20 protein-coding genes are annotated in these 23689 nt (G+C 72.3%); 11 read left to right on the top strand and 9 right to left on the bottom strand.

What is annotated here, in order from left to right:
* Positions 1-124 precede the first annotated feature (124 nt).
* A complete protein-coding gene (locus tag ACIHAR_RS28335; protein ID WP_400022480.1) occupies positions 125-901 on the top strand; it encodes an SDR family NAD(P)-dependent oxidoreductase in 777 nt (258 codons plus the stop codon).
* Between the two features lie 71 nt (positions 902-972).
* Positions 973-1719, top strand: coding sequence for a tyrosine-protein phosphatase (locus tag ACIHAR_RS28330; RefSeq protein WP_365460614.1), 747 nt, complete (start codon positions 973-975; stop codon positions 1717-1719).
* Positions 1720-1721: 2 nt separating this feature from the next.
* Here ACIHAR_RS28330 and ACIHAR_RS28325 read toward each other — a convergent pair whose 3' ends face one another.
* The gene (locus tag ACIHAR_RS28325; protein WP_365460612.1) at positions 1722-2915 is read right to left on the bottom strand and encodes an RtcB family protein; all 1194 of its coding nucleotides are present in this window, start codon (positions 2913-2915) and stop codon (positions 1722-1724) included.
* Between the two features lie 217 nt (positions 2916-3132).
* Here ACIHAR_RS28325 and ACIHAR_RS28320 point away from each other — a divergent pair, with 217 nt between their 5' ends.
* The 3 genes from ACIHAR_RS28320 (at position 3133) to ACIHAR_RS28310 (ending at position 6401) form a co-directional block, all read left to right on the top strand.
* Entirely contained in the window at positions 3133-3972 is an 840-nt protein-coding gene (locus tag ACIHAR_RS28320) for a DUF3558 domain-containing protein (protein WP_400022479.1), read from the top strand.
* 118 nt (positions 3973-4090) lie between these two features.
* Positions 4091-4993: a DUF3558 family protein gene (locus ACIHAR_RS28315; protein ID WP_400022478.1), complete on the top strand. Its 903-nt coding sequence runs from the start codon at positions 4091-4093 to the stop codon at positions 4991-4993.
* A 76-nt stretch (positions 4994-5069) separates the two neighbouring features.
* A complete protein-coding gene (locus ACIHAR_RS28310) occupies positions 5070-6401 on the top strand; it encodes a DUF2637 domain-containing protein (protein ID WP_365460609.1) in 1332 nt (443 codons plus the stop codon).
* Between the two features lie 70 nt (positions 6402-6471).
* Here the strand turns inward: ACIHAR_RS28310 and lysS are convergent, their stop codons facing one another.
* The gene (gene lysS, locus ACIHAR_RS28305) at positions 6472-8214 is read right to left on the bottom strand and encodes a lysine--tRNA ligase (RefSeq protein WP_365460607.1); all 1743 of its coding nucleotides are present in this window, start codon (positions 8212-8214) and stop codon (positions 6472-6474) included.
* Positions 8215-8382: 168 nt separating this feature from the next.
* Between lysS and argS the strand changes: the two genes are divergently transcribed.
* From argS to ACIHAR_RS28290, 3 genes are all read left to right on the top strand, one after another.
* On the top strand, positions 8383-10158 hold the full coding sequence (gene argS, locus ACIHAR_RS28300; protein ID WP_365460606.1) for an arginine--tRNA ligase: 1776 nt from the start codon (positions 8383-8385) through the stop codon (positions 10156-10158).
* An 87-nt stretch (positions 10159-10245) separates the two neighbouring features.
* The gene (locus ACIHAR_RS28295) at positions 10246-10431 is read left to right on the top strand and encodes a hypothetical protein (RefSeq protein ID WP_365460604.1); all 186 of its coding nucleotides are present in this window, start codon (positions 10246-10248) and stop codon (positions 10429-10431) included.
* Between the two features lie 88 nt (positions 10432-10519).
* A complete protein-coding gene (locus tag ACIHAR_RS28290; protein WP_400022477.1) occupies positions 10520-11350 on the top strand; it encodes a DUF4253 domain-containing protein in 831 nt (276 codons plus the stop codon).
* A 10-nt stretch (positions 11351-11360) separates the two neighbouring features.
* Here the strand turns inward: ACIHAR_RS28290 and ACIHAR_RS28285 are convergent, their stop codons facing one another.
* Positions 11361-12578 carry a PLP-dependent aminotransferase family protein gene (locus tag ACIHAR_RS28285; protein ID WP_400022476.1) on the bottom strand — a complete coding sequence of 406 codons (1218 nt, stop codon included), beginning with the start codon at positions 12576-12578 and terminating at the stop codon, positions 11361-11363.
* A 275-nt stretch (positions 12579-12853) separates the two neighbouring features.
* Here ACIHAR_RS28285 and ACIHAR_RS28280 point away from each other — a divergent pair, with 275 nt between their 5' ends.
* Positions 12854-13096, top strand: a complete 243-nt coding sequence (locus ACIHAR_RS28280) for a hypothetical protein (protein WP_365460599.1) — start codon at positions 12854-12856, stop codon at positions 13094-13096.
* Here ACIHAR_RS28280 and ACIHAR_RS28275 read toward each other — a convergent pair.
* Positions 13036-14370 carry a helix-turn-helix domain-containing protein gene (locus tag ACIHAR_RS28275; protein ID WP_400022475.1) on the bottom strand — a complete coding sequence of 445 codons (1335 nt, stop codon included), beginning with the start codon at positions 14368-14370 and terminating at the stop codon, positions 13036-13038. The genes ACIHAR_RS28280 and ACIHAR_RS28275 overlap by 61 nt on opposite strands.
* Positions 14371-14596: 226 nt before the next feature.
* Between ACIHAR_RS28275 and ACIHAR_RS28270 the strand changes: the two genes are divergently transcribed.
* The gene (locus ACIHAR_RS28270; protein WP_365460595.1) at positions 14597-15295 is read left to right on the top strand and encodes a DUF4232 domain-containing protein; all 699 of its coding nucleotides are present in this window, start codon (positions 14597-14599) and stop codon (positions 15293-15295) included.
* Here ACIHAR_RS28270 and hemB read toward each other — a convergent pair whose 3' ends face one another.
* A complete protein-coding gene (hemB, locus tag ACIHAR_RS28265; protein ID WP_365460593.1) occupies positions 15296-16288 on the bottom strand; it encodes a porphobilinogen synthase in 993 nt (330 codons plus the stop codon).
* 541 nt (positions 16289-16829) lie between these two features.
* Between hemB and ACIHAR_RS28260 the strand changes: the two genes are divergently transcribed.
* Entirely contained in the window at positions 16830-18224 is a 1395-nt protein-coding gene (locus ACIHAR_RS28260) for an FAD-binding oxidoreductase (protein ID WP_400022474.1), read from the top strand.
* 187 nt (positions 18225-18411) lie between these two features.
* Here the strand turns inward: ACIHAR_RS28260 and ACIHAR_RS28255 are convergent, their stop codons facing one another.
* From ACIHAR_RS28255 to ACIHAR_RS28240, 4 genes are read right to left on the bottom strand one after another with little or no spacing between them, the layout of a single operon-like run.
* Positions 18412-20109, bottom strand: coding sequence for a uroporphyrinogen-III synthase (locus ACIHAR_RS28255; protein ID WP_400022473.1), 1698 nt, complete (start codon positions 20107-20109; stop codon positions 18412-18414).
* Positions 20106-21065, bottom strand: coding sequence for a hydroxymethylbilane synthase (gene hemC / locus ACIHAR_RS28250; RefSeq protein WP_365472428.1), 960 nt, complete (start codon positions 21063-21065; stop codon positions 20106-20108). The genes ACIHAR_RS28255 and hemC overlap by 4 nt, the downstream gene beginning before the upstream one ends.
* Positions 21062-22768 carry a glutamyl-tRNA reductase gene (locus ACIHAR_RS28245; RefSeq protein WP_400022472.1) on the bottom strand — a complete coding sequence of 569 codons (1707 nt, stop codon included), beginning with the start codon at positions 22766-22768 and terminating at the stop codon, positions 21062-21064. The genes hemC and ACIHAR_RS28245 overlap by 4 nt, the downstream gene beginning before the upstream one ends.
* Positions 22765-23538 carry a redox-sensing transcriptional repressor Rex gene (locus ACIHAR_RS28240; RefSeq protein ID WP_400022471.1) on the bottom strand — a complete coding sequence of 258 codons (774 nt, stop codon included), beginning with the start codon at positions 23536-23538 and terminating at the stop codon, positions 22765-22767. The genes ACIHAR_RS28245 and ACIHAR_RS28240 overlap by 4 nt, the downstream gene beginning before the upstream one ends.
* Positions 23539-23689 lie beyond the last annotated feature (151 nt).

Below are 23689 nucleotides of genomic sequence, written 5' to 3'. Positions count from 1 at the left end.
GGCCACCGCGGACCGACCGCGGAGCGAGATCACCGGACGCCCGTCTCCCCGGCCGACCTATCCTGACCGAGCAGGTTTCCGACCCCGCCCGAGGAACCGAACCCGAACCCGAGGAGCAGCCCCCATGGCCCCCGCCGCACCGTCCGCCGCCTCCCGCATCGCCGTCGTCACCGGTGCGAGCAGCGGCATCGGCGCCGCCACCGCCCGGCAGCTCGCCGCAGCCGGCTACCGCGTGGTCCTCACCGCCCGCCGCAAGGACCGCATCGAGGCGCTGGCGGAGGAGATCGCCGCGGCGGGCGGCTCCGCGACGGCGTACCAGCTGGACGTCACCGACCGCGCGGCGGTCGACGAGTTCGCGACGGCGTTCCGGACGATCGGGGTCCTCGTCAACAACGCGGGCGGCGCGCTCGGCGCCGACCCGGTCGCCACCGGCGACCCGGACGACTGGCGCACGATGTACGAGACGAACGTCATCGGCACCCTCAACCTCACCCAGGCCCTGCTCCCCAAGCTCGACGCGAGCGGCGACGGCACGGTCGTGGTCGTCTCCTCCACCGCCGGCCACGGCACCTACGAGGGCGGCGCGGGCTACGTCGCCGCCAAGCACGGCGCCCACGTCCTCGCCGAGACGCTGCGCCTGGAGATCGTCGGCCGGCCGGTCCGCGTGATCGAGATCGCCCCCGGCATGGTCCGGACCGACGAGTTCGCCCTGACCCGCTTCGGCGGCGACCGGGAAAAGGCCGCGAAGGTCTACGAGGGCGTGGCCGAGCCCCTCACCGCCGACGACGTCGCGGACACGATCACCTGGGCGGTGACCCGCCCCAGCCACGTCAACGTCGACCTGCTGATCCTGCGCCCGCGCGCCCAGGCGTCGAACACGAAGGTCCACCGGGAACTGTGAAGGGCGAGAACCCCGCGTACTCCGTCCGGCACGACGGGAACTGATCCGGTGTCAGGGCGATCCTGAAGGGTGTGGACCGACACATACCTTTCGAGCGCCTGCACAACTTCCGCGACCTGGGCGGATATCCGACCCGGGACGGCCGTCACCGCGTCCGTCCCGGGCTCCTGTACCGCGCGGACTCCCTGGGCAAGCTGGTCCCCGGCACCCCCGACTGGGACCGCTTCCTCGCCCTGGGCATCCGCACGGTGATCGACCTGCGCCATCCCTGGGAGGCGCGGAGCCGGGGCCGTGTCGCGGCCCACCCCTCCTTCGCGTACCACAACCTGAGCATCGAGCACCGCGCGTACGACCAGGCCGCCCAGACCGCCGACGTGGACCCGGGCCCGTACCTCGCCGAGCGCTACATGGAGGTCGCCGAGGACGGCACGAAGGAGATCCGCCAGGCCCTGGAGATCATCGCGGACGCCAAGGCACCCCTGGTCTACCACTGCGCTTCGGGCAAGGACCGCACGGGCCAGCTGACCGCTCTGGTGCTGGCCCTCCTCGACGTCGACGACGAGGTGATCATCGAGGACTTCACCCTGACCGAACGGGCCACCCCCCGCCTGCTGGCCGACTGGCGGGAGCGCAACGAGGGCCGCTCCCCCACCTGGCCGGCCTTCGGCCGCGCCCCCGCAGCGGTGATGCGCCTCTACCTGAAAGCCCTCGGCTCCCGCTACGGCTCGACCGAGGGCTACGTCGACCAGGCCCTCGGCATGGACGCGGCGTCACTCGCGGCGGCCCTGCGCGCGAGCCTCCTGGAGCCGTCCGGCTGAGGTCACCCCTTCACGCAGACGACCTGCTTCAGCTTCGCCACGACCTCCACCAGGTCCCGCTGCTGGTCGATGACCTGCTCGATCGGCTTGTACGCGCCCGGGATCTCGTCCACGACGCCGGAGTCCTTGCGGCACTCCACGCCGCGCGTCTGCTCCTCCAGGTCCTTCGTCGAGAAGCGGCGCTTGGCCGCGTTGCGGCTCATGCGCCGGCCGGCGCCGTGCGAGGCCGAGTTGAAGGACTTCTCGTTGCCGAGGCCCTTCACGATGTACGAGCCCGTGCCCATGGACCCGGGGATGATTCCGTACTCGCCGGAACCGGCCCGGATCGCGCCCTTGCGGGTGACGAGCAGGTCCATACCGTCGTAGCGCTCCTCGGCCACGTAGTTGTGGTGCGCGCTGATCTCCGGCTCGAAGGTCGGCTTGGCCTTCTTGAACTCCTTGCGGACCACGTCCTTCAGGAGCGCCATCATGATCGTGCGGTTGTACTTCGCGTACTCCTGCGCCCAGAACAGGTCGTTGCGGTACGCCGCCATCTGCGGGGTGTCCGCCACGAAGACGGCGAGGTCGCGGTCGACGAGGCCCTGGTTGTGCGGCAGCCCCTGCGCCACGCCGATGTGGAATTCTGCGAGCTCCTTGCCGATGTTCCGGGAACCGGAGTGCAGCATCAGCCAGACGACACCGGTCGTGTCGAGACAGACTTCGACGAAATGGTTGCCACTTCCGAGCGTCCCCATCTGCTTCTCGGCGCGCTCGTGACGGAATCGGACCGCTTCGGCGACGCCGCCGAACCGCCCCCAGAAGTCGTCCCACCCCGCCGAGGGGAAGCCGTGCAGCCGGCCCGGATCCACGGGCTCGTCGTGCATCCCCCGCCCCACCGGAATCGCCTGCTCGATCTTCGACCGCAGTCGCGACAGGTCCCCCGGGAGGTCGTTCGCCGTCAGCGACGTCCTGACCGCCGACATCCCGCAGCCGATGTCGACGCCCACCGCCGCCGGGCACACCGCACCCTGCATCGCGATGACCGAGCCGACCGTCGCGCCCTTGCCGTAGTGCACGTCCGGCATCACGGCCAGCCCCTTGATCCACGGCAGGGTGGCGACGTTGCGCAGCTGCTGCAGCGCGCCCTCCTCGACCGTCGCGGGGTCGGTCCACATACGGATGGGAACCTTCGCGCCCGGCATCTCCACGTACGACATATCGTCCTCATTCCCCCGGAAACACAACAGAAGTATGGAATCGCAAAAACCGGCGCCAAGGCCGACGAACAGGACGACGGACCGGCATCCACGGTGGTGCGTGCGATACACATTGTCTGCAGGGGCCGCCTTCGCCCGGCAAGCGAAATATCCAGCGGGGAGACCCGCCCCTGCACCACCAGCCCACCCACGTCGTGACCGTCGAGAGGAGCCGACCGTGCAGCGGAAGGCGTACGTAACCGGCGTCGCCGCACTCCTCGCGGTGCTGCTGGCCGGCTGCACCGGCAGCTCGGACGACGGCGGCCCGACGGACGACTCCAACCCCGGTGAGGCCGGCACGGCGACCGCCGCCGCCGAGCCGGGCCGGTACGACACCCTCCCCCAGGCCTGCGGCGCCGTCAGCCGCTCCACCCTCGACTCCCTCCTCCCCGGCATCCGCCAGATCGCGGACGAGGCCCAGCGCACGACCGCCTACGCGGGCGAGGCGACCCTGACGTACGACACCGACCGCAAGGCGGGCTGCCGCTGGAAGGCGACGTCGGCGGACGCCACCGACCGCCTCTTCGTCGACTTCGAGCGCGTGGTGTCGTACGACAACGCGGTCAGCGCCGACAGCCAGGCGGAGGCGCTGTTCGTCAAGAAGGTGACGGCAGCGGCGATCCCGCAGCCCACGGCCTCGGGGTCGAGCGGCGGGACGACCAGCCAGGCCGCCCCCTCCGCCTCCGGGAGCGCGTCCGCCTCGGCGTCCGCGCCCACCTCCCCGGCCGCGTCCGCGTCCACCTCCCCGTCGGCCTCCGCCTCCGCCACCCCGGCCGACCTCCAGTCCCGTCTCCTGGACGACCTGGGCGACGAGGCGTTCGTCGACGACGCGCTCTCCAGCTCCGGTTCGACGGTGAAACAGCGCGTGGTGACTGTGGCGTTCCGCACGTCCAACGTCATCGTGACCATCCAGTACGAGGAGCAGCCGACGACCGTCGGCGTCGTCCCGGACAGCAAGGAAATGCAGGACAGGGCCCGGAAACTGGCGGCTCAGCTCGCCGATTCCCTAGGGGGCTGAGGCGACTTCACGCCCGTCGGCCGCCCGTCCGCAAAGCCTTCGAAGCGCGGTCGCACGGGTTCCTCACCGCGTACCGTGACCCCTCGGACCCGATCCGACCGCAGGAACCACGAGCGTCATGAGTGAAGGAACCATGCAGCGACGAGCCCAGCGAGACGACCAGCGAACGAAGCGTGCCGGAGGCCTGAACCGTCTCCTCGCCGCAGCAGCCGCCCTCCCCGTGATGCTGATCGCCGCAGGCTGCTCCTCGGACTCGAACTCCGACGGCGACGCGCAGAAGGCCACCGCGGACACCCAGGCCGGCACCACGGTGAGCGCCGAGCCGACGGTGCAGGCGGCGGCCTACGCGTCGCTGCCGGAGGCGTGCGCGGTGCTGTCGAAGAAGACGCTGACCGAGCTGGTGCCGAAGGGGACGACGGGCAAGGAGGGCGCGTCGAGCGACACCGCCGCCCGGGCGTCCTGCTCGTGGTCCAGCCTGGACAACAACGGCGTGAAGGGCTCGCAGTTCCGCTGGCTGAACGTCTCGCTGCTGCGCTTCGAGTCGGACGCGGCGAGCTCCGGCGACCAGCAGGCGCAGGAGTACTACGCCAAGCAGGTCAAGGGTGCGCAGTCGGTGGCGGGCGCGACGAACGCGAAGACGCAGGCGCTCGCCGGGACGGGCGACCAGGCGACGACCGTGCGCTACGACCTGAAGAAGAAGGAAGGCGCCTTCAAGCAGCAGACGGTCGTGGCGCGCGTCGAGAACGTGGTCGTGACGCTCGACTACAACGGCGCCGGTCTCGCCGGCGAGAAGGCGCCCGACGCGGCCACCCTGACGAAGGCCGCGGAGAAGGCGGCCAAGGAGGCGGTGGCGTCGGTCCGCTCCGCCAACGGCGAGGGTTCGGCTGGGGGTTCGGCCGCGAACTCGCCGTCCCCGTCCGCGAGCAAGCCGGCCAAGGGCTCCCCGTCGGCGTCCTCCGCCGCGCGTTCCTCCGCCTCTCCTTCCGTGTCGCCGTCCGCGTCGTCGTCCAAGAAGAGCTGACGTACCGGCAACACGTGCGCCGCGCACGTGTGTCACCCTGTTGCGCGCAACAACACGCAAGCGGAGGGGAGTGCGGGTGGCCGCGCCTATACAGCTGACCCGGATGCACCGCGTTCTCATCGGTGTGGTCGTGTTCGGCGCCGTGATCATCGCCGGTATCGGCTTCGCCGGTTCGTACGCGGCAGTCCGCGAGCTGGCCGTCAAGAAGGGCTTCGGGAACTTCTCGTACGTCTTCCCGATCGGCATCGACGCGGGCATCTGCGTCCTGCTGGCGCTGGATCTGCTCCTGACGTGGATCCGCATCCCCTTCCCGCTGCTGCGCCAGACGGCCTGGCTGCTGACGGCGGCGACGATCGCGTTCAACGGCGCCGCTGCCTGGCCGGACCCGCTGGGCGTCGGTATGCACGCGGTGATCCCGATCCTGTTCGTCGTGTCGGTGGAAGCCGCCCGCCACGCCATCGGCCGCATCGCCGACATCACGGCGGACAAGCACATGGAGGGCGTCCGGCTCACCCGCTGGCTCCTCTCCCCGGTCCCCACGTTCCTGCTGTGGCGGCGCATGAAGCTGTGGGAGCTGCGCTCCTACGAGCAGGTCATCAAGCTGGAGCAGGAACGTCTCGTCTACCAGGCCCGCCTCCGCTCCCGCTTCGGCCGCGCCTGGCGCCGCAAGGCGCCGGTGGAGTCCCTGATGCCGCTGCGCCTGGCCAGGTACGGCGTGCCACTGGCCGAGACGGCTCCGGCCGGCCTGGCCGCGGCGGGCATAGAACCAGCCCTCCTTCCCCCGGCCCCGCCGCAGGAGCTGCCGGCACCCCAGCAGCAGCTGACGGCCGCGCCCGACGCGGCCGCGGGAAGTCGTGCCGCCGGGGCGGCACGGGTGGGCGCGGCGGCACCTCCCGGCGAGCAGCGCCTGAACCCGCCCCCGGGTCCCGACGCCGGGCAGCCCGCCTATGAAGGCGACCCGGATGTGAACCTGTGGCTGCACGCCCGGCACCCGCAGCAGGTCGAGTACCACGGCGGTTACGACCCCGAGTACGACCCCGAGTCCCAGTACCAGCAGTGGTACGAGGAGCAGCAGCAGGCCGACCAGTACCTGGAGCAGTACGAGGAGGAGCCTCCCGCTCCCGGCGAGGAGCCCGCTCCGGAGGAGACCGGCACGTTCCCCATCCCGGTGGGCCCGAACCGCACCCGTGAGCTCGGCGAGGGCGGCGGCACCCCCGAGCCGGACGAGGAGGCGTACTACCAGGTGTTCCGTCAGTCGATCGACGGCAGCTACCCCACGCCGCGCGTCCTCGGTGACAACATCCAGGCGACCTACGGGACGGCGCTGAGCCCGAGCACGCTGAAGACCCTGGTGGAGCGCTTCCAGGCGCGGCACACGGCCGAGTTGGAGGAAGACCACATCGCGTAGAAACGCGACGCGTGACGGGAAGAGGCCCCCTCCTGCGAGGGGGCCTCTTCTCGTCACGTGTGCCGGTGCTCTACTCCCCGAGCAGGGTCCGCACCCGCTCCTGCCCCACGGCCAGCAGCAGCGTGGGCAGCCGCGGCCCGGTGTCCCGTCCCACCAGCAGGTGGTACAGCAGCGCGAAGAAGGTCCGCTGAGCGGTCTTGATCTCCGCCGGCAGCTCCTTGGGGGTGGCGTCCGCCGAGAAGCCGGCCTGGACCTTCGGCACGCCGTAGACGAGGTGCGTCAGGCCGTCCAGCGACCAGTGCGACTCCAGGCCGTCGAGCAGCAGGCGCAGCGACTGCTGGGAGGCCTCGTCGAGGGACTTCAGCAGTTCGACGTCGGGCTCGTCGCGCACGATGGTCCGCTGGTCGGCGGGCACGTGGGTGTTGATCCACGCCTCGGCCTTGTCGTAGCGCGGCCGGGCCTCGTCGAGCGAGCCGAGCGGGGTGTCGGGGTCGAGGTCGGAGAGGATCCGCAGGGCCTGGTCCTGGTGCCCGGCGGTGATGTCGGCGACGGAGGCCAGCGTCCGGTACGGCAGCGGCCGGGCCGTGCGCGGCAGCTCACCGGCGGCGGTGCGCACCGCGCGCGAGTGGGCGGCCACGTCGGCCGGGAGGGCGGTTCCGTCGGCGACCTTGCCGTCGAGCTTGTCCCACTCGTCGTAGAGCCGCTGGATCTCCTGGTCGAAGGCGATCTTGAAGGACTGGTTCGGCCTGCGGCGGGCGTAGAGCCACCGCAGGATCTGCGGCTCCATGATCTTCAGGGCATCGGCGGGAGTGGGCACTCCGCCCCGGGACGAGGACATCTTGGCCATGCCGCTGATGCCGACGAAGGCGTACATCGGCCCGATCGGCTGCTTGCCGCCGAAGATCCCGACGATCTGGCCGCCGACCTGGAAGCTGGAGCCCGGCGACGAGTGGTCGACGCCGCTCGGCTCGAACACGACGCCCTCGTACGCCCACCGCATCGGCCAGTCGACCTTCCAGACCAGCTTGCCGCGGTTGAACTCGTTCAGCCGGACGGTCTCGGAGAAGCCGCAGGCGTCGCAGGCGTACGTCAGCTCCGTGCTGTCGTCGTCGTAGGAGGTGACGGTGGTGAGGTCCTTCTCGCAGTTGCCGCAGTACGGCTTGTACGGGAAGTACCCGGCGGAGCCGGAGGAGCCGTCGTCCTCGCTCGCCGCGCCCGACCCCTCGGCGGCCTCCAGCTCGGCCTCGTCGACGGGCTTCTGCTGCTGCTTCTTCGCCGGGGCCTTCTTGGTCCGGTACTGGTCGAGGATGGCGTCGATGTCGCCCCGGTGCTTCATGGCGTGCAGGATCTGCTCGCGGTAGACGCCGGAGGTGTACTGGGCGGTCTGGCTGATCCCGTCGAACTCGACGCCGAGCTCGGCGAGCGACTCGATCATCGCGGCCTTGAAGTGCTCGGCCCAGTTCGGGTGGGCGGAGCCCTCGGGGGCCGGGACGGAGGTGAGCGGCTTGCCGATGTGCTCGGCCCAGGACTCGTCCACGCCCGCGATGCCCGCCGGCACCTTGCGGTAGCGGTCGTAGTCGTCCCAGGAGATCAGGTGCCGGACCTGGTATCCGCGCCGGCGGATCTCGTCGGCGACCAGGTGGGGCGTCATGACCTCGCGCAGGTTGCCGAGGTGGATGGGGCCGGAGGGGGAGAGGCCGGACGCGACGACGACCGGTTTGCCCGGGGCCCGGCGCTCCGACTCCTCGATGACCTCATCCGCGAAACGGGAGACCCAGTCGGTGGTCTCGGTGCTCTGAGCCACGTTCGGCACGTCCTCTTGTTCTGAAGGCTTGTCTGAGACGTCTGAGTGAAAGCGACGCCGGAAGGTTCCGACCGCCCCATTCTCCCAGACCGCCCCGCGCCCGGGAAAACCGCTTTACCCCCCATGGGATACTGGCCGTGTCTATCCATCCCCACGAGGAGAACGGCACCCACTCCTATGGCCTCGGTCACGTCCCTCAGTGCTTCCGTCCACCAGCGCCTCGCGTCCGCCCTCTCGGCAGCCCTGCCGGAGGCCGCCGACGCGGACCCGCTGCTGCGACGCAGCGACCGGGCGGACTTCCAGGCCAACGGGATCCTGGCGCTGGCGAAGAAGGCCAAGGCCAACCCGCGGGAGCTGGCGACGCAGGTCGTCTCCCAGGTGGTCACCGGTGACCTGATCCAGGACATCGAGGTCTCCGGGCCCGGCTTCCTGAACGTGACGATCACCGACAGGGCGATCACCGAGAACCTCGCGGCGCGGTACGCGGACACCGGCCGGCTGGGCGTTCCGTTCGCGGACGCCCCGGGCACGACGGTCATCGACTACGCCCAGCCGAACGTGGCGAAGGAGATGCACGTCGGCCACCTGCGGTCCGCCGTCATCGGCGACGCGGTGGTCCAGCTCCTGGAGTTCACCGGCGAGACGGTCGTCCGCCGCCACCACATCGGCGACTGGGGCACCCAGTTCGGCATGCTCATCCAGTACCTGGACGAGCACCCGCACGAGCTGGACCACAAGGGGGGCGAGGACCTCCAGCAGTCCGGCCAGGCGGCGATGTCGAACCTGGACCGGCTCTACAAGGCGGCCCGGAAGAAGTTCGACGCGGACGAGGAGTTCAAGACCCGGGCCCGGCTCCGTGTCGTCGACCTCCAGGCCGGCGACCCGCACACGCTCGCCATCTGGCAGAAGTTCGTCGACGAGTCGAAGATCTACTTCTTCTCCGTCTTCGAGAAGCTGGACATGGAGATCCGCGATCCCGACATCGTCGGCGAGTCCGGTTACAACGACATGCTGGCGGAGACCTGCCGCCTCCTGGAGGAGTCGGGCGTCGCGGTCCGTTCCGAGGGCGCCCTGTGCGTCTTCTTCGAGGACATCAAGGGCCCGGACGGCAACCCGGTCCCGCTGATCGTCCAGAAGTCGGACGGCGGCTACGGCTACGCGGCCACCGACCTCTCCGCGATCCGCGACCGCGTCTTCAACCTCAAGGCGAACACGCTCCTCTACGTGGTGGACGCCCGCCAGTCCCTGCACTTCAAGATGGTCTTCGAGACCGCGCGCAGGGCGGGCTGGCTCAACGACGACGTCAAGGCCTTCCAGCTCGCCTTCGGCACGGTCCTCGGCAAGGACGGCAAGCCGTTCAAGACCCGTGAGGGCGAGACGGTCAAGCTGGTCGACCTCCTCGACGAGGCCGTCGAGCGGGCCACGGCCGTCGTCCGGGAGAAGGCCGAGAAGGTGGGCCTGAGCGAGCAGGAGATCGTCGAGAACGGGCAGTACGTCGGCATCGGCGCGGTGAAGTACGCCGACCTGTCGACCTCGGCCGTTCGGGACTACAAGTTCGACCTGGACCAGATGGTCTCGCTGAACGGCGACACGTCCGTCTACCTCCAGTACGCCTACGCCCGTATCCAGTCGATCCTGCGCAAGGCCGGCGAGGCCCGCCCGGCCGCGCACCCGGAGCTGGAACTCGCCCCGGCGGAGCGGGCGCTGGGCCTGCACCTGGACCAGTTCGGCGAGACGGTCCTGGAGGTCGCCGCGTCCTACGAGCCGCACAAGCTCGCGGCGTACCTGTACCAGCTCGCCTCGCACCTGACCGCGTTCTACGACCAGTGCCCGGTCCTGAAGGCGGACACCCCGGAGCAGGTCGAGAACCGTCTGTTCCTCGTCGGCCTGACGGCCCGTACGCTCCACCAGGGCATGGCCCTGCTGGGCATCCGGACGCCCGAGAAGCTCTGACCCGCCCCACCGGACCGCAACCGACTCCTCGCACTCACGCGTCCCACCCCTACGAGGGCAGGAGAACACGAGTGCGAGGAGCGGCAGTTGGGCGGCGCGGACGATCCCACGATCGGCGAGGCACTGATCGGCATGCTGCTGGCCGGAGCGGTCGGGGTGGTCCTGCCGGCCCTCGTCGTCCTCCCCCTGGTCGGCCTGGGCATCTGGCTGACGCACTTCTGGAAGCGCCGACGCGCGAAGCGCTGCGGCCGAGGGGCGCAGACGGTTCGTTGACGGGCCGTCACCGAGCGCGACGCCCTTTCCGACCAGGTCGTGGAGCGCGTAGGCCCCACTGTCAGTGCCGCGCCCTACAGTCACGGGCATGGCGACTCTTCCCAACCCGCTGCCCAGGCTGGCGTCCGACCCCAGCGGGCGTTCCCTCGGGCTCCAACTGCCGCCGGGGCGGCTGATCGAGGCCGTGCCGGAGGACTCCTCGGACGGACCGGTGCTGTGGCACGCCGAGAAGGGCGCGGCACCCGGCAACTGGACCGCGCTCGGCGGACCGGCCGGCCGTGCCGGGCTGCTGCCGGTGCTCGTCGATCTGGGCGGCCGGGGCGGACCGGAGACCTGGGACCTGATGCCCGGCGAGGCGTCCTACCCGGGCGACCACGACGCCGAGGACGTCCTGGCGGAGTTCTGGGAGGCCGACGAGGAGGAGGACGAAGGGGACCGGGACGACGAGGTCGCCGAGATGCTCGCGACCTTCGGCCCCGACTGGCCCGGTCCTGCCCCCTCCCCGTCCCTGACCATCGACCCGGCGGCCTGTGCCGCGCAGGTCGCCGACTCGCTGACCGACGGCACCCGTTCCTGGCCCGAGAGGCCGCATCTGGCCCTCGTCCCGGCGCGCCGTTCGGCGGACATCCCGGCCGCCATCGGCTGGTCCGGCCCGCTCAACCACGAGAACGACGTGGCCCGTCTGTGCGCGGTCCTGCGCTCGTGGGAGGACCGCTTCGGCATACGCGTCGTCGCGCTCGGCTTCGACCTCCTCGCGGTCTCCGTGGCCGCCCCGCCCACCACCACGGAGGAGGCGGAGGCCGTGGCGGCCGAGCACTTCGCGTTCTGCCCGGACAACATCACGCAGGGCGCGGGCAGCCTGCGCGCGTACGCGAAGGAGCTGGTCGGCGAGCGCACCTGGTACTTCTGGTGGGACTGACCCGCCCCCGCTAGACGGCCCCGCGGAGCCCTCTTCCCAGCCTCCGCAGCCCCTCCCCGATCTCCTCCGGCGTCTGCGTCACGAAGCACAGCCGCAGGGTCGACCGGTCGGGCGGGCCGGCGTGGAAGGGAGCTCCGGGGACGTAGGCCACGTCCTCCTGGACCACCCGGGGCAGCAGGGCGCCGGTGTCGTGCGTCTCCGGCAACCGGGCCCAGAGGAACATGCCGCCCTCGGGCCGGTTCCAGACCGAGCCCTCGGGGAGGGCCCGGGGCAGGCCGGCGAGCATGGCGTCGCGCCGTTCACGGTAGACGGCGGCGACGCGGGCCACGTGCGCGTCGAGGTCGGACACCGCCAGGTACCGTGCCGCGGCGAGCTGGTTGACGGTCGGGGTGTGCAGGTCGGCCGCCTGCTTGGCGACCGCGCAGGCCCGCCGCAGCTCGGCCGGGGCGCGCAGCCAGCCCAGCCGCAGACCGGGAGCCATCACCTTGGAGAAGGAGCCGAGGAGGACGGTGCGGTCTCCGGCGTCGGGGTGGGCCGCGATCCAGGGGACGCGCTCGCCCTCGTAGCGCAGCTCGCCGTAGGGGTCGTCCTCGACGATCCACAGGCCGTGGCGGGCGGCGACGGAGGCGAGGGCGGCGCGGCGCTCGGCGGGCAGGGTGCGGCCGGTCGGGTTCTGGAAGGTGGGGACGGTGTAGAGCAGCTTCGGCCGCTCCCGCACCACCAGGTCGGCCAGCGCCTCCGGGTCCGGGCCGTCCGCATCGCCCGGCACGGCCACGACCCGGGCGCCCGCGAGGCCGAAGACCTGGAGGGCGGCCAGGTAGCACGGGTCCTCGACGAGGACGGTGTCACCGGGGTCGAGAAGAGCCGTGGCGAGGAGGGACAACGCCTGCTGCGACCCGGTGGTGACGAGGAGGTCGTCGGCGTCGGTCGGCAGACCCCGCGCGGCCGTCCGACGCGCCAGGAGCTCGCGCAGCGCGGGTTCGCCTTCCGTGGTGGCGTACTGCAGGGCCCGGCCGGGCGTCTTCTCCAGCACGTGCCGGAAGGCGGCGGCGACGCCCTCCCGGTCGAACAGCTCGGGCGCGGGCAGCCCGCCCGCGAAGTTGATCACCTCGGGGCGGGCGGTGACGGCGAGGATGTCCCGGACCGGGGAGCCGCCGGTGGCCCGGGCCCGCAGGGCGAGCGGCGGCACGGAGGCGGATGCGGGAGCGGGTGCACTGCGAAGAGTCATGCCCCGCACCCTAGAGAGATAGGTGCCATTTACAAGAAGTTTTCCGACATGTGGATGTCCACACGACCCTTCGGCGCCGGTCCTTTGCCCTCCGGACCGATGACCCGCGCGGCGACCCCATACGCTCACCCGGCGACACGGGGACGAGGAACCGTCCCGGCCACCGTCCCACGCGCACGCCGTTTCCGCAGGTCACACACGATGGGACCGCCGCGGCGTCCCGACTTCCCCGCAGAGTCTGGCCCCGGTCGGCCGCACGCCCCAGGCTGACCCCCATGCCCCAGCACGCCACCCCCACCACCGACCGCACGCACCACCGCACCCGACGCCTCCGCCCCCGCACCCGCCTGCTCGCCGCAGCCCTGACCTGCGCGGCCGCCCTCGCCCTCACGGCGTGCCAGGACGGCGAGGGCCTGCGCGACGAGGGCCCGGCCACAGGAGCCCACAGCTCGGGTCCCTACGGCGTCGGCGAGGCTCCGGCCCGCTCCCACGCGGAGCCGCCGAGCGGGAACTCGTAGGCGGGCCGCCCGTTGTTGCCGCTGGTACGGAAGGGCTCGCCGTCGTCGTCGATGGTCAGCGTGCCCCGCCGCGACCCGCTGGACCACGACAGCTCCAGCACCCAGCGCACGTCGTACGCGGAGGCGTCGGCGCTGACGTAGTAGACCTCCGGGTCGGACTCGCTCACCTTGAACGGGAAGTGGTCCTGCCCCGCCTCCGGCACCAGGGCCGGCCGCGCCGCGTCGAGCGCGACGGTGAAGCGGTGCTTCGGCACATCGCCCCCGCAGCCGACGCCCGGGTAGCCCATGGCGAAGTCGTTCCAGGCGAGCGGCGACCGCTTCCCGACCGTACGGACCTTCAGACTCTCCACGACCACGGTCTCGTCCCCGGTGCCCTGCACGGTCAGCTCCAGGTACTGCTGCCCCGAGGACACGGCGCCGTGCGCGGCGACCCAGGCGGGCGCGTCCTGCTCGAGCGGCGGCGGCGCCACCCGCCCCGGCTCGTCGTCGATCAGGTACCGCTGCCCGCAGGGTCCCTCCCAGGCGTAGGGCCGGGTGGCGACGGTGAGGGGAGGGGCGTCGTCGGCCGGATCGGGGGCCGCCTCGGGACGGCCCCCGGCGGCGGTCGACGGCGAGGCGGAGCCCGAGGGGGCCGCGGAGGAGCGCGACGGCGAGGCGGACGGCGAAGCGCTCGCCGCCACCTCCGGCTTCCCCTGCACGGACGCCGCCCCACCCGCACGCCCGCCGTCACCCTCCGAGGCGCCACCGGGCACGGACAGGGCGAGAGCGACGGCCCCCAGGGCGGTGGCCGCGGCGACCCCCGCGAGAAGAAGCGGCCGCCGCACCCGACGGGACACACCGCCGGCCCGCACCACCTCCGCCCCCGAAGACACACTCCCCGTATCCGCCGCCGCGGGCGCAGCCCCGGACACCTCCCGCGTGTCGCCGTCACCGTCCCCGGCGCGCACGCCCTGACCGTCGCCGGCTCGAGAGCCGTCGCTCCCCGCCCCACCCCGGTCGTCGCCGGGGCGATCGCCGTCGCCTCCCGTCCCCCTCCTCCGCACCGCGTCCGCCAGCACCCACCGCCGATGCAGCTCGACGAGTTCCCCGGGCGTCGCCTTGCAGAGCCGGGCGAGCCGCTCCACGGGCGCGTAGTCCGCGGGGACGGCGTCCCCGTTGCAGTAGCGGTGCAGCGTCGACGTACTCATGTGGAGCCGTTTCGCGAGCGTCCCGTAGCTGAGCCCGGACCGCTCCTTCAGCTCCCGCAGCAGTGACGCGAACTCTGTCGAAGTCACCGTTCCACACCCCCGTGTCCAGTCCCCGTGTCCCAACCCGGCGTTCCAGGGACGGGACGTTTCCCCTGTTCAGAGCGTTGCGGCCATTCCAGCGTCCCTGATCGCCCGTTGACCGTGGCGGCCGGGACGGATCTCCCCACAAGCTGTGGCCATCCAAGCACGCCGCTCCCGCCGACCGGTCGAGCAGCGTGCGTCCACCACCTGTTTTCGGAAGAGGACCAGCATCATGCGCATGCGTCGCACCAGCCGTCTGTTCGCCCCCGCGATCGCCGCCCTCGCCGCCCTCTCGCTCACGGCGTGCGAGGACGGAACGGGCACGAAGGACGAGGGCGCCTCGGCCCCGGCGTCGTCGACGGCGACCACGACCCCCGACAAGCCGACCACGGGCGCCACGACCCCCGCCGACGACACGCCCGCCGGGCAGGCCACCGCCACCCCGCGCCAGGACGGCGCACAGGAGGACAACGCCCCGAAGACCTCCGCCCCCGCCCCCGAGACCCGCGTCCTGTGCAACGGCTCGAACACGAAGGTGACCGCCCAGCCGGTCCCGCGCCCCCTGAACCACATGCTGATCACGGTCACCAACACCGGCAGCAAGACCTGCGACCTGACCTACTACCCGGTCCTGCGATTCGACGAGATGCAGTGGGTGCCGCAGGCCGCGAAGGAGACGCAGCCGCAGGCGGTGACGACCCTCGCACCCGGTGAGTCCGGCTACGCGGGCGTCCTGCTCGCGGCCGCCGACGGCAGCGGCGACGGCGGCACGACGGCGAAGAAGCTGACGGTCGCCTTCCAGGGCAGCACGCCGAACAGCGACGGCGGCGCCTCCGCGACCCCGTCACTGCCGGCCGAGGGCGTGTACTACGACAGTTCCCTGACGGTGACGTACTGGCAGCGGTCCTCGGAGGACGCCCTCGCCTGGTGACTACCGGATCTTCCGGGCCGCTTCGGTGGCCCAGTAGGTCAGGATGTTCCGCGCCCCGGCCCGCTTGATGCCGGTCAGCGTCTCCAGGATCGCCCGGTCCCGGTCGACCCAGCCCTTCTCGGCGGCGGCCTCGATCATCGAGTACTCGCCGGAGATCTGGTAGGCGGCGACCGGCACGTCCACGGCGTCGGCGACCCGCGCCAGGATGTCGAGGTAGGGGCCGGCCGGCTTCACCATCACCATGTCGGCCCCCTCCTCGAGATCGAGAGCGAGCTCCCGCATCGACTCCCGCACGTTGGCCGGGTCCTGCTGGTAGGTCTTGCGGTCGCCCTTCAGCGAGGACCCCACGGCCTCCCGGAAGGGCCCGTAGAAGGCGGAGGAGTACTTGGCCGTGTAAGCGAGGATCGAGACGTCCTCCCGACCGATCTGGTCGAGGGCATCGCGGACGACCCCGATCTGCCCGTCCATCATCCCGCTGGGCCCCACCACATGGGCACCCGCGTCGGCCTGCACCTGCGCCATCTCGGCGTACCGCTCCAGGGTGGCGTCGTTGTCGACGCGCCCTTCGGCGTCCAGTACGCCGCAGTGCCCGTGATCGGTGAACTCGTCCAGGCACAGGTCGGACATGACCAACAGGTCGTCCCCCACCTCCGCCCTCACGTCCCGCAGGGCAACCTGCAGAATCCCGTCCGGATCGGTCCCCGCGGTCCCGGCGGCGTCCTTCTTGGCCTCCTCCGGCACCCCGAACAGCATGATCCCGGACACCCCGGCCTCCACCGCCTCCAGCGCGGCCTTCTTCAGGCTGTCCCGGGTGTGCTGCACGACCCCGGGCATCGCCTGGATCGGCACCGGCTCGCTCACGCCCTCCCGCACGAAGGCGGGCAGGATGAAGTCGGCCGGATGCAACCGGGTCTCGGCGACCATGCGCCGCATCACGGGGGTGGTGCGCAGCCGCCGCGGACGCGTACCGGGAAACGATCCGTACTTCGTCATGCACCTAAGCTACGCCCGCCCCGACACCCCCTTTACCGACGCCCCGTCGGCGCCCCATCCCTCCCACCGGGAGCAGCATCGGCCCTGGCGCGCACCCCAGACGCTCCCGCAGCCGCCCGCGACGCACCGGACCGACCCACGGGACCGCAGCGCACCCGGCACGCTCCCGCAGCCGCCCGCGGCGGGGAGCGGATCGTGGCCGAACCCACCCGCACCCGCCAACGCACCGGAACGGGTCATGGCGCCGGCGCGCAGCCCGAACGCTCCCGCGCCCGCCCGCGGGCGGGAGCGGGTCGTGGCGGTGCGGCGCAGCCCGTCGCGTAGCGCTGCACGGCCAAGGGCCACCAATTCCAACAGGCGGCCGTACGCCCAACCGGCGACGGGCTCGCCGCACCGCCACGACCCCGACCCGCCCACCGGCGACGAGCGAGACACCCCAGAGCCCTGCTCGGGGCGCCCCACCCCCGCCGCCGGCACCCCCCAGGCGCCCCCAGCCCCCCAGGGCCATCCTGGAAGAAGACCCCGACACGGGGAGAACGCCATGACCGCCACCCACCCCACCCCCGCCCTGTTCGCCCTCTCGGACATCTGCGGCCCCGTCCTACGCCCCGGCGAAGACGGCTACGCCGAGGAGGTCACCGGCTTCAACCTGGCCGCCCTGCACACCCCCGACGTGGTCGTGGGAGCGACCGGCACCGACGACGTCGTGGCCGCACTGCGCTGGGCGACAGCCACCCGCACCCCGGTCGCCGTCCAGGCCACCGGCCACGGCGCCAACTTCCCGATCGACCACGGCCTGCTCATCAGCACCGCCCGCATGACGGACGTACACGTCGACCCCGGGCAGCGCACCGCGACGGTCGCCGCGGGCGCGAAGTGGAGCCACGTCATGGCCGCGGGCGCCCCGCACGGACTCGCCGGCCTCAGCGGCACCTCGACGGACACGGGCGTGGTCGGCTACGTCCTGGGCGGCGGACTGCCCGTGCTGGGCCGCGCCTACGGCTACTCGGCCGACCTCGTCCGTTCCCTCCAGGTCGTCACCCCGGACGGCACCCTGCACGAGACAACCCGGGACCCCACCCCCGACCACGAGCCCGAACTCTTCTGGGCGCTGCGCGGCGGCAAGGGCAACGTGGGCGTGGTGACGTCCCTCGTCACCGAGCTTCTCCCCCTGCCCCGCCTCCTCGGCGGCGGCATCTTCTGCTCCGGCGAGCACACCGGGCCCCTGCTGCACGCCTGGGCCGAGTGGACGCGCACGGTCCCGGACGAGATGTGCAGCGCGTTCACCGTCCTCCGGTTCCCGCCCCTCCCGCAGATCCCCGAACCGCTGCGCGGCGGCTTCTGGGCCCGCGTGGCCGTCGCCTGGCCGGGCGACCCGGCGGAGGGCCAGGCCCTGATCGCCCCGCTCCGCAGGGCGGCCCCGGTCGCGGTCGACACGGTCGAGGTCATGGACCACACCGACCTGGACCGCATCCACATGGAGCCCCAGGACCCTCTCCCGGCCCGCGAAGCCTGCCTCCTGCTGCGCGACCTTCCCCCGGACGCCCTGAGCGCCTTCGTCGACCAGGCCGGCCCGGAAGCGGCGCCCGACTACCCGCTCCTCATGGTCGAGCTACGCCACATGGGGGCCGCGCTCTCCCGCCCGGCCCCCGTCGAGGACGCCGTCTGCTCACGCGACGCGCGGTACTTCCTGGCCTCGGTCGGCGTCCTGCCCGCCCCGCCGGCAGCCCAGGCGGTCGAACGGGCGACCACCGCCCTCTACACCGCGATGGCCCCCTACGGCACAGGCCACACCCTGGTCAACGTCCACGGCACCCCGGGCGACGAGGAGGACCGAGCCCGCGCCTGGACCCCGGAGGTCTACGCACGCCTACGCCAGGACAAGGCGAAGTACGACCCGGCGAACCTGCTCCGCTACGGCCACACGGTGCTCTGAGAAGCCGGCACCACGAAGCCGCGGCCCGGCACGAAACCCCCGTCAGCCCCGGGCCACGAACCCCTGCCCAGCCCCGCCCCTGCCCGCAGCCCGGAGCTCACGGACCCAGAGCCCCGAACCCCGGGCCCCGAGCTCACAGAACCACAGAGCCCAGGGCTCACAGACCCGCAGCCCAGACCTCACACCATCACGTAGCCCGCCTCCGCCGAGCCCCCGGCCTCCGCTCGCTCGGCCGCGTCACCGGGTCCCCCGCCTCCAGGGCGGCGGCCCGACGCCGCAGACCGAAGTCGGCCAGCGCCTCCGCGAGCTTGTGCACGGACGGCTCCGGAGCCATCACGTCGACCCGCAGCCCGTGCTCCTCCGCGGTCTTGGCCGTGGCGGGCCCGATACACGCGATGACCGTCACGTTGTGCGGCTTCCCCGCGATACCCACCAGGTTCCGCACGGTCGACGACGACGTGAACAGCACGGCGTCGAAGCCGCCGCCCTTGATGGCCTCCCGCGTCTCCGCCGGCGGCGGCGAGGCCCGCACGGTCCGGTAGGCGGTGACGTCGTCGACCTCCCACCCGAGCTCGATGAGCCCGGCGACCAGCGTCTCCGTGGCGATGTCGGCCCTGGGCAGGAACACCCGGTCGATCGGGTCGAACACCGGGTCGTACGGAGGCCAGTCCTCCAGCAACCCGGCGGCCGACTGCTCCCCGCTGGGCACCAGATCCGGCTTCACACCGAACGCGACCAGCGCCTTGGCGGTCTGCTCGCCCACCGCCGCGACCTTGATCCCGGCGAAGGCCCGGGCGTCGAGCCCGTACTCCTCGAACTTCTCGCGCACGGCCTTCACGGCGTTCACCGACGTGAAGGCGATCCACTCGTAGCGTCCCGTCACGAGCCCCTTGACCGCCCGCTCCATCTGCTGGGGCGTCCGCGGCGGCTCGACGGCGATCGTCGGCACCTCGTGCGGTACGGCGCCGTAGGACCGCAGTTGGTCGGAGAGCGACGCCGCCTGCTCCTTCGTACGCGGCACGAGCACCTTCCAGCCGAACAGCGGCTTGGACTCGAACCACGCCAGCTGGTCGCGCTGGGCGGGGGCGGAACGCTCACCGACCACGGCTATCACCGGCCGGCCGCCCTCGGGCGACGGCAGCACCTTCGCCTGCTTCAGCGTCTGCGCGATGGTCCCGAGCGTGGCGCTCCAGGTCCGCTGCCGGGTCGTCGTACCGGCCACGGTGACCGTCATCGGAGTGTCGGGCTTGCGCCCGGCGGCCACGAGCTCGCCGGCGGCGGCCGCGACGGAGTCCAGCGTCGTGGAGACGACGACGGTCCCGTCGGACGCGCCCACCTCGGTCCAGCACCGGTCCGAGGCGGTCCGGGCGTCCACGAACCGGACGTCCGCGCCGCGCGCGTCCCGCAGCGGCACACCGGCGTACGCGGGTACGCCGACGGCGGCCGCAACCCCGGGAACGACCTCGAACGGCACACCGGCCGCCGCGCACGCGAGCATTTCCTCCGCCGCGTACGTATCAAGTCCCGGGTCCCCGGACACCGCACGGACGACCCGCCTGCCGCCCCGCGCGGCCTCCATGACAAGATGTGCGGCATCCCGCACAGCGGGGAGCCCAGCGGTTGTTGACGCGCCGTCAACGAGCGTCGGGTGAGGCGTGACCGTGCCCGGAAGCGGGTCCGACGAGGGATCCGCGTGCACCACGGCGACGCCTGGCCTGGCGTGCGTCCGGACGACGTCGAGCACGTCGTGCTCGGCGACGAGGACGTCCGCGTTCGCCAGCGCCTCCACGGCGCGCAGAGTCAGCAGTCCCGGATCCCCGGGTCCGGCACCCAGGAAGGTGACGTGCCCGTGTTCAAGGCCGGTGGGAAGGGTGGTGGGGCTCAATGTGCTCGCTCCCCCATCAGACCGGCCGCGCCCTGGGCGAGCATCTGGGCCGCGAGTTCGCGACCGAGCGCCGTTGCCCCGTCGTGCGTCTCGGGCACGGGACCGGTGGTGGACAGCTGCACCATGCGGGTGCCGTCGACCGTGCCGACGACGCCGCGCAGGCGCATTTCCTTGACAATCTGCCCGTCGGCCAGCAAGTCGGCCAGCGCGCCCACAGGGGCGCTGCAGCCGGCTTCCAGGGCGGCGAGCAGTGACCGTTCGGCGGTCACGGCGGCCCGCGTGAACGGGTCGTCGAGCTCACCGAGCGCCGCGATGAGGTCCGCGTCGCCCGCGGAGCACTCGATCGCCAGGGCCCCCTGGCCGGGGGCGGGCAAAACCGTGTCGACCGACAGGAAGTCGGTCACTTCCTCACTGCGACCGATGCGGTTCAGTCCGGCCGCGGCCAGGACCACCGCATCCAGCTCACCGTCGCGCACGAACCCGATCCGCGTGTCCACGTTGCCGCGGATCGGGACGGTCTCGATGTCCAGCCCGTGGCTGCGCGCGTACGCGTTCAGCTGTGCCATGCGACGCGGCGCGCCCGTACCGATGCGCGCCCCGCGGGGCAGGTCGGTGAACTTCAGCGCGTCCCGGGCGACGATCACGTCGCGCGGGTCCTCGCGCACCGGTATGGCGGCCAGGACCAGGTCCTCGGGCTGCGTGGTCGGCAGGTCCTTCAACGAGTGAACCGCGAAGTCGACCTCGCCCCTGAGCAGCGCGTCCCGCAGCGCGGTGACGAACACGCCCGTGCCGCCGATCTGCGCGAGGTGCTCGCGGGAGACGTCGCCGTACGTGGTGATCTCGACGAGCTCGACGGGCCGTCCGGTCACCTGGCTCACGGCTTCCGCCACCTGCCCGGACTGGGCCATGGCGAGCTTGCTCCGCCTGGTCCCCAGCCTCAGTGCCTTCTTGGTCATCGTGGCCCTCGGTTCTTCTCGGTGCTGTCCTCGGCGCGGGAGACGGAGGCCACCGTCTCCTGGTCGAGGTCGAACAGGGTGCGCAGCGCGTCCGCGTACCCGGCGCCGCCGGGCTCCGCCGCGAGCTGCTTGACCCGGACGGTCGGCGCGTGCAGCAGCTTGTCGACGACGCGCCGCACGGTCTGCGTGATCTCCGCGCGGTGCTTGTCGTCCAGGCCGGGCAGCCGTCCGTCGAGCCGGGCGATCTCGCTCGCCACGACGTCGGCGGCCATGGCGCGCAGGGCCACCACGGTCGGCGTGATGTGCGCGGCGCGCTGGGCGGCGCCGAACGCGGCGACCTCGTCGGACACGATCCGCCGCACCTGGTCGACGTCGGCCGCCATCGGCGCGTCCGCGGAGGCCTCGGCCAGCGACTCGATGTCCACCAGGCGCACCCCGGCGAGCCGGTGCGCGGCCGCGTCGACGTCCCGGGGCATCGCCAGGTCCAGCAGGAAGAGCACCGGCTCGGGCCGTGCGGGCACGGCGACCGGTTCGGGCCTGCGCAGTTCGGGGATGCGGCCGACGGTGGCGGCGGTCGCGGCGAGCGCGGTGATCAGCTCGGCGTCGGCCTCGGGCCGGCGGGCGGCCTCGCGGCGGTCGACGCCGGCGCCGGCCACCCAGGCGGCGTGCTGTTCCAGCGTGGCCGCGTCCATGCCGGCCACGGCGGCCTCCCCCATCACGGAGAAGCCGGGCTGCTGCACGGCCGCCAGGTCCAGCGGACATCCTTCGTCGGTCCCGACGGAGGTCGGCGGCAGCGGCCGTACGTCCGCCCGGGCCGGCTCGGTGTCCGGGGCGTCCTCGGTGACGGCGGCCGGTGCTCCGGTACGGCCCTCGACCGCGGTCGCGACCGCCTCCGCGGTGAGGACGAGTCCCGTCGCCCCCGTGCAGGAGACGGCGACGTCGGCACGGGCCAGCTCCTGGGGCACCGACTCCATCGGTACCGCGCGGGCCGTCACGTCCGTGTCCTCGGCCTCGACGAGGATCCGGGCGAGCCGCTCGGCGCGGTCGAAGGTGCGGTTGGCGACGACCACCTCGGCGACACCGGCGCGCGCGAGCGTCGCCGCGGCCAGCGAGGACATGGAGCCGGCGCCGATGACGAGGGCGCGCTTGCCGCGGGCCCACGCGGTGACGTCCCCGCCGGCGGCAAGCTGCTCCAGGCCGAAGGTCACCAGGGACTGGCCGGCACGGTCGATGCCGGTCTCGGAGTGGGCCCGCTTGCCGACCCTGAGGGACTGCTGGAACAGGTCGTTCAGCAGCCGTCCGGCGGTGTGCAGCTCCTGGGCGCGGGCCAGGGAGTCCTTGATCTGCCCGAGGATCTGCCCCTCGCCGACGACCATCGAGTCCAGGCCGCAGGCCACCGAGAACAGGTGGTGGACGGCACGGTCCTCGTAGTGCACGTAGAGATAGGGGGTGAGCTCCTCCAGCCCGACCCCGCTGTGCTGGGCGAGCAGGGTGGACAGCTCGGCGACACCGGCGTGGAACTTGTCCACGTCGGCGTACAGCTCGATGCGGTTGCAGGTGGCGAGCACGGCGGCCTCGGTGGCCGGCTCGGCGGCGACCGTGTCATGGAGCAGCTTGAACTGGGCGTCCGCGGACAGCGAGGCCCGCTCCAGGACGCTGACCGGGGCGCTGCGGTGGCTCAGCCCGACGACGAGCAGACTCATGCCGGCATCACGGCGGGAACGTCCCCGTCAGGTCCCTGGTCGGTGGCCCGCTCGCGGGTCGCGGCGGCGGCCGGGACGGCGGTCGCCGCCGCCTCGCCCGCGGCCTCCTCACCGGCCTTGCGCTGCTCGTGGAAGGCGAGGATCTGCAGCTCGATGGAGAGGTCGACCTTGCGCACGTCGACGCCATCCGGGACGGACAGCACGGTCGGCGCGAAGTTCAGGATGGAGGTGACTCCGGCGGCGACGAGCCGGTCGCAGACCTGCTGGGCCGCGCCGGCGGGCGTCGCGATGACGCCGATCGACACGCCGTTGTCCTGGATGATCTTCTCCAGGTCGTCGGTGTGCTGGACGGGGATCCCGGCGACCGGCTTCCCGGCCATCGCGGGGTCGGCGTCGATGAGGGCCGCGACCCGGAAGCCGCGGGAGGCGAACCCGCCGTAGTTGGCCAGCGCCGCGCCGAGGTTACCGATACCGACGATCACTACCGGCCAGTCCTGGGTCAGGCCCAGCTCGCGGGAGATCTGGTAGACGAGATACTCGACGTCGTACCCCACACCCCGGGTCCCGTAGGAGCCCAGGTAGGAGAAGTCCTTGCGCAGCTTCGCGGAGTTGACTCCCGCCGCGGCCGCGAGCTCCTCGGAGGAGACCGTGGGTACCGAGCGCTCCGACAGTGCGGTCAGGGCTCGGAGGTACAGCGGAAGCCGGGCGACGGTGGCCTCGGGAATCCCTCGGCTACGGGTCGCCGGTCGGTGAGTTCGGCCAGTTGCCACGGTGCTCCTGCGGGTAGAGCGGGGCTGCAGGCGGTCGTACGTCCCCAGACCGCCCCGTCGAAAGCAGGCTATGTCTTTGTGAACGCGTGCACAAAGATGGTGTCCGATTTGCCCGGCCAACGTGACCGGGGTCACGCGCCCCCGGCGCGTC

It is taken from the genome of Streptomyces sp. NPDC052016, assembly GCF_044548445.1.
In the GTDB taxonomy this organism is placed as follows: Bacteria; Actinomycetota; Actinomycetes; order Streptomycetales; family Streptomycetaceae; genus Streptomyces.
The sequence above is the reverse complement of the archived record's forward strand: the minus strand, read 5'-3'. Positions and strand labels throughout refer to the sequence as shown.

Excerpts from the sequence above, each read along its gene's own strand:
- ACIHAR_RS28335 (WP_400022480.1), top strand. The coding sequence starts at position 125 with ATGGCCCCCGCCGCACCGTCCGCCGCCTCCCGCATCGCCGTCGTCACC.
- ACIHAR_RS28325 (WP_365460612.1), bottom strand. The coding sequence starts at position 2,915 with ATGTCGTACGTGGAGATGCCGGGCGCGAAGGTTCCCATCCGTATGTGG.
- ACIHAR_RS28315 (WP_400022478.1), top strand. The coding sequence starts at position 4,091 with ATGAGTGAAGGAACCATGCAGCGACGAGCCCAGCGAGACGACCAGCGA.
- argS (WP_365460606.1), top strand. The coding sequence starts at position 8,383 with ATGGCCTCGGTCACGTCCCTCAGTGCTTCCGTCCACCAGCGCCTCGCG.
- ACIHAR_RS28290 (WP_400022477.1), top strand. The coding sequence starts at position 10,520 with ATGGCGACTCTTCCCAACCCGCTGCCCAGGCTGGCGTCCGACCCCAGC.
- ACIHAR_RS28285 (WP_400022476.1), bottom strand. The coding sequence starts at position 12,578 with ATGACTCTTCGCAGTGCACCCGCTCCCGCATCCGCCTCCGTGCCGCCG.
- ACIHAR_RS28280 (WP_365460599.1), top strand. The coding sequence starts at position 12,854 with ATGCCCCAGCACGCCACCCCCACCACCGACCGCACGCACCACCGCACC.
- ACIHAR_RS28270 (WP_365460595.1), top strand. The coding sequence starts at position 14,597 with ATGCGCATGCGTCGCACCAGCCGTCTGTTCGCCCCCGCGATCGCCGCC.
- hemB (WP_365460593.1), bottom strand. The coding sequence starts at position 16,288 with ATGACGAAGTACGGATCGTTTCCCGGTACGCGTCCGCGGCGGCTGCGC.
- ACIHAR_RS28260 (WP_400022474.1), top strand. The coding sequence starts at position 16,830 with ATGACCGCCACCCACCCCACCCCCGCCCTGTTCGCCCTCTCGGACATC.
- hemC (WP_365472428.1), bottom strand. The coding sequence starts at position 21,065 with ATGACCAAGAAGGCACTGAGGCTGGGGACCAGGCGGAGCAAGCTCGCC.
- ACIHAR_RS28245 (WP_400022472.1), bottom strand. The coding sequence starts at position 22,768 with ATGAGTCTGCTCGTCGTCGGGCTGAGCCACCGCAGCGCCCCGGTCAGC.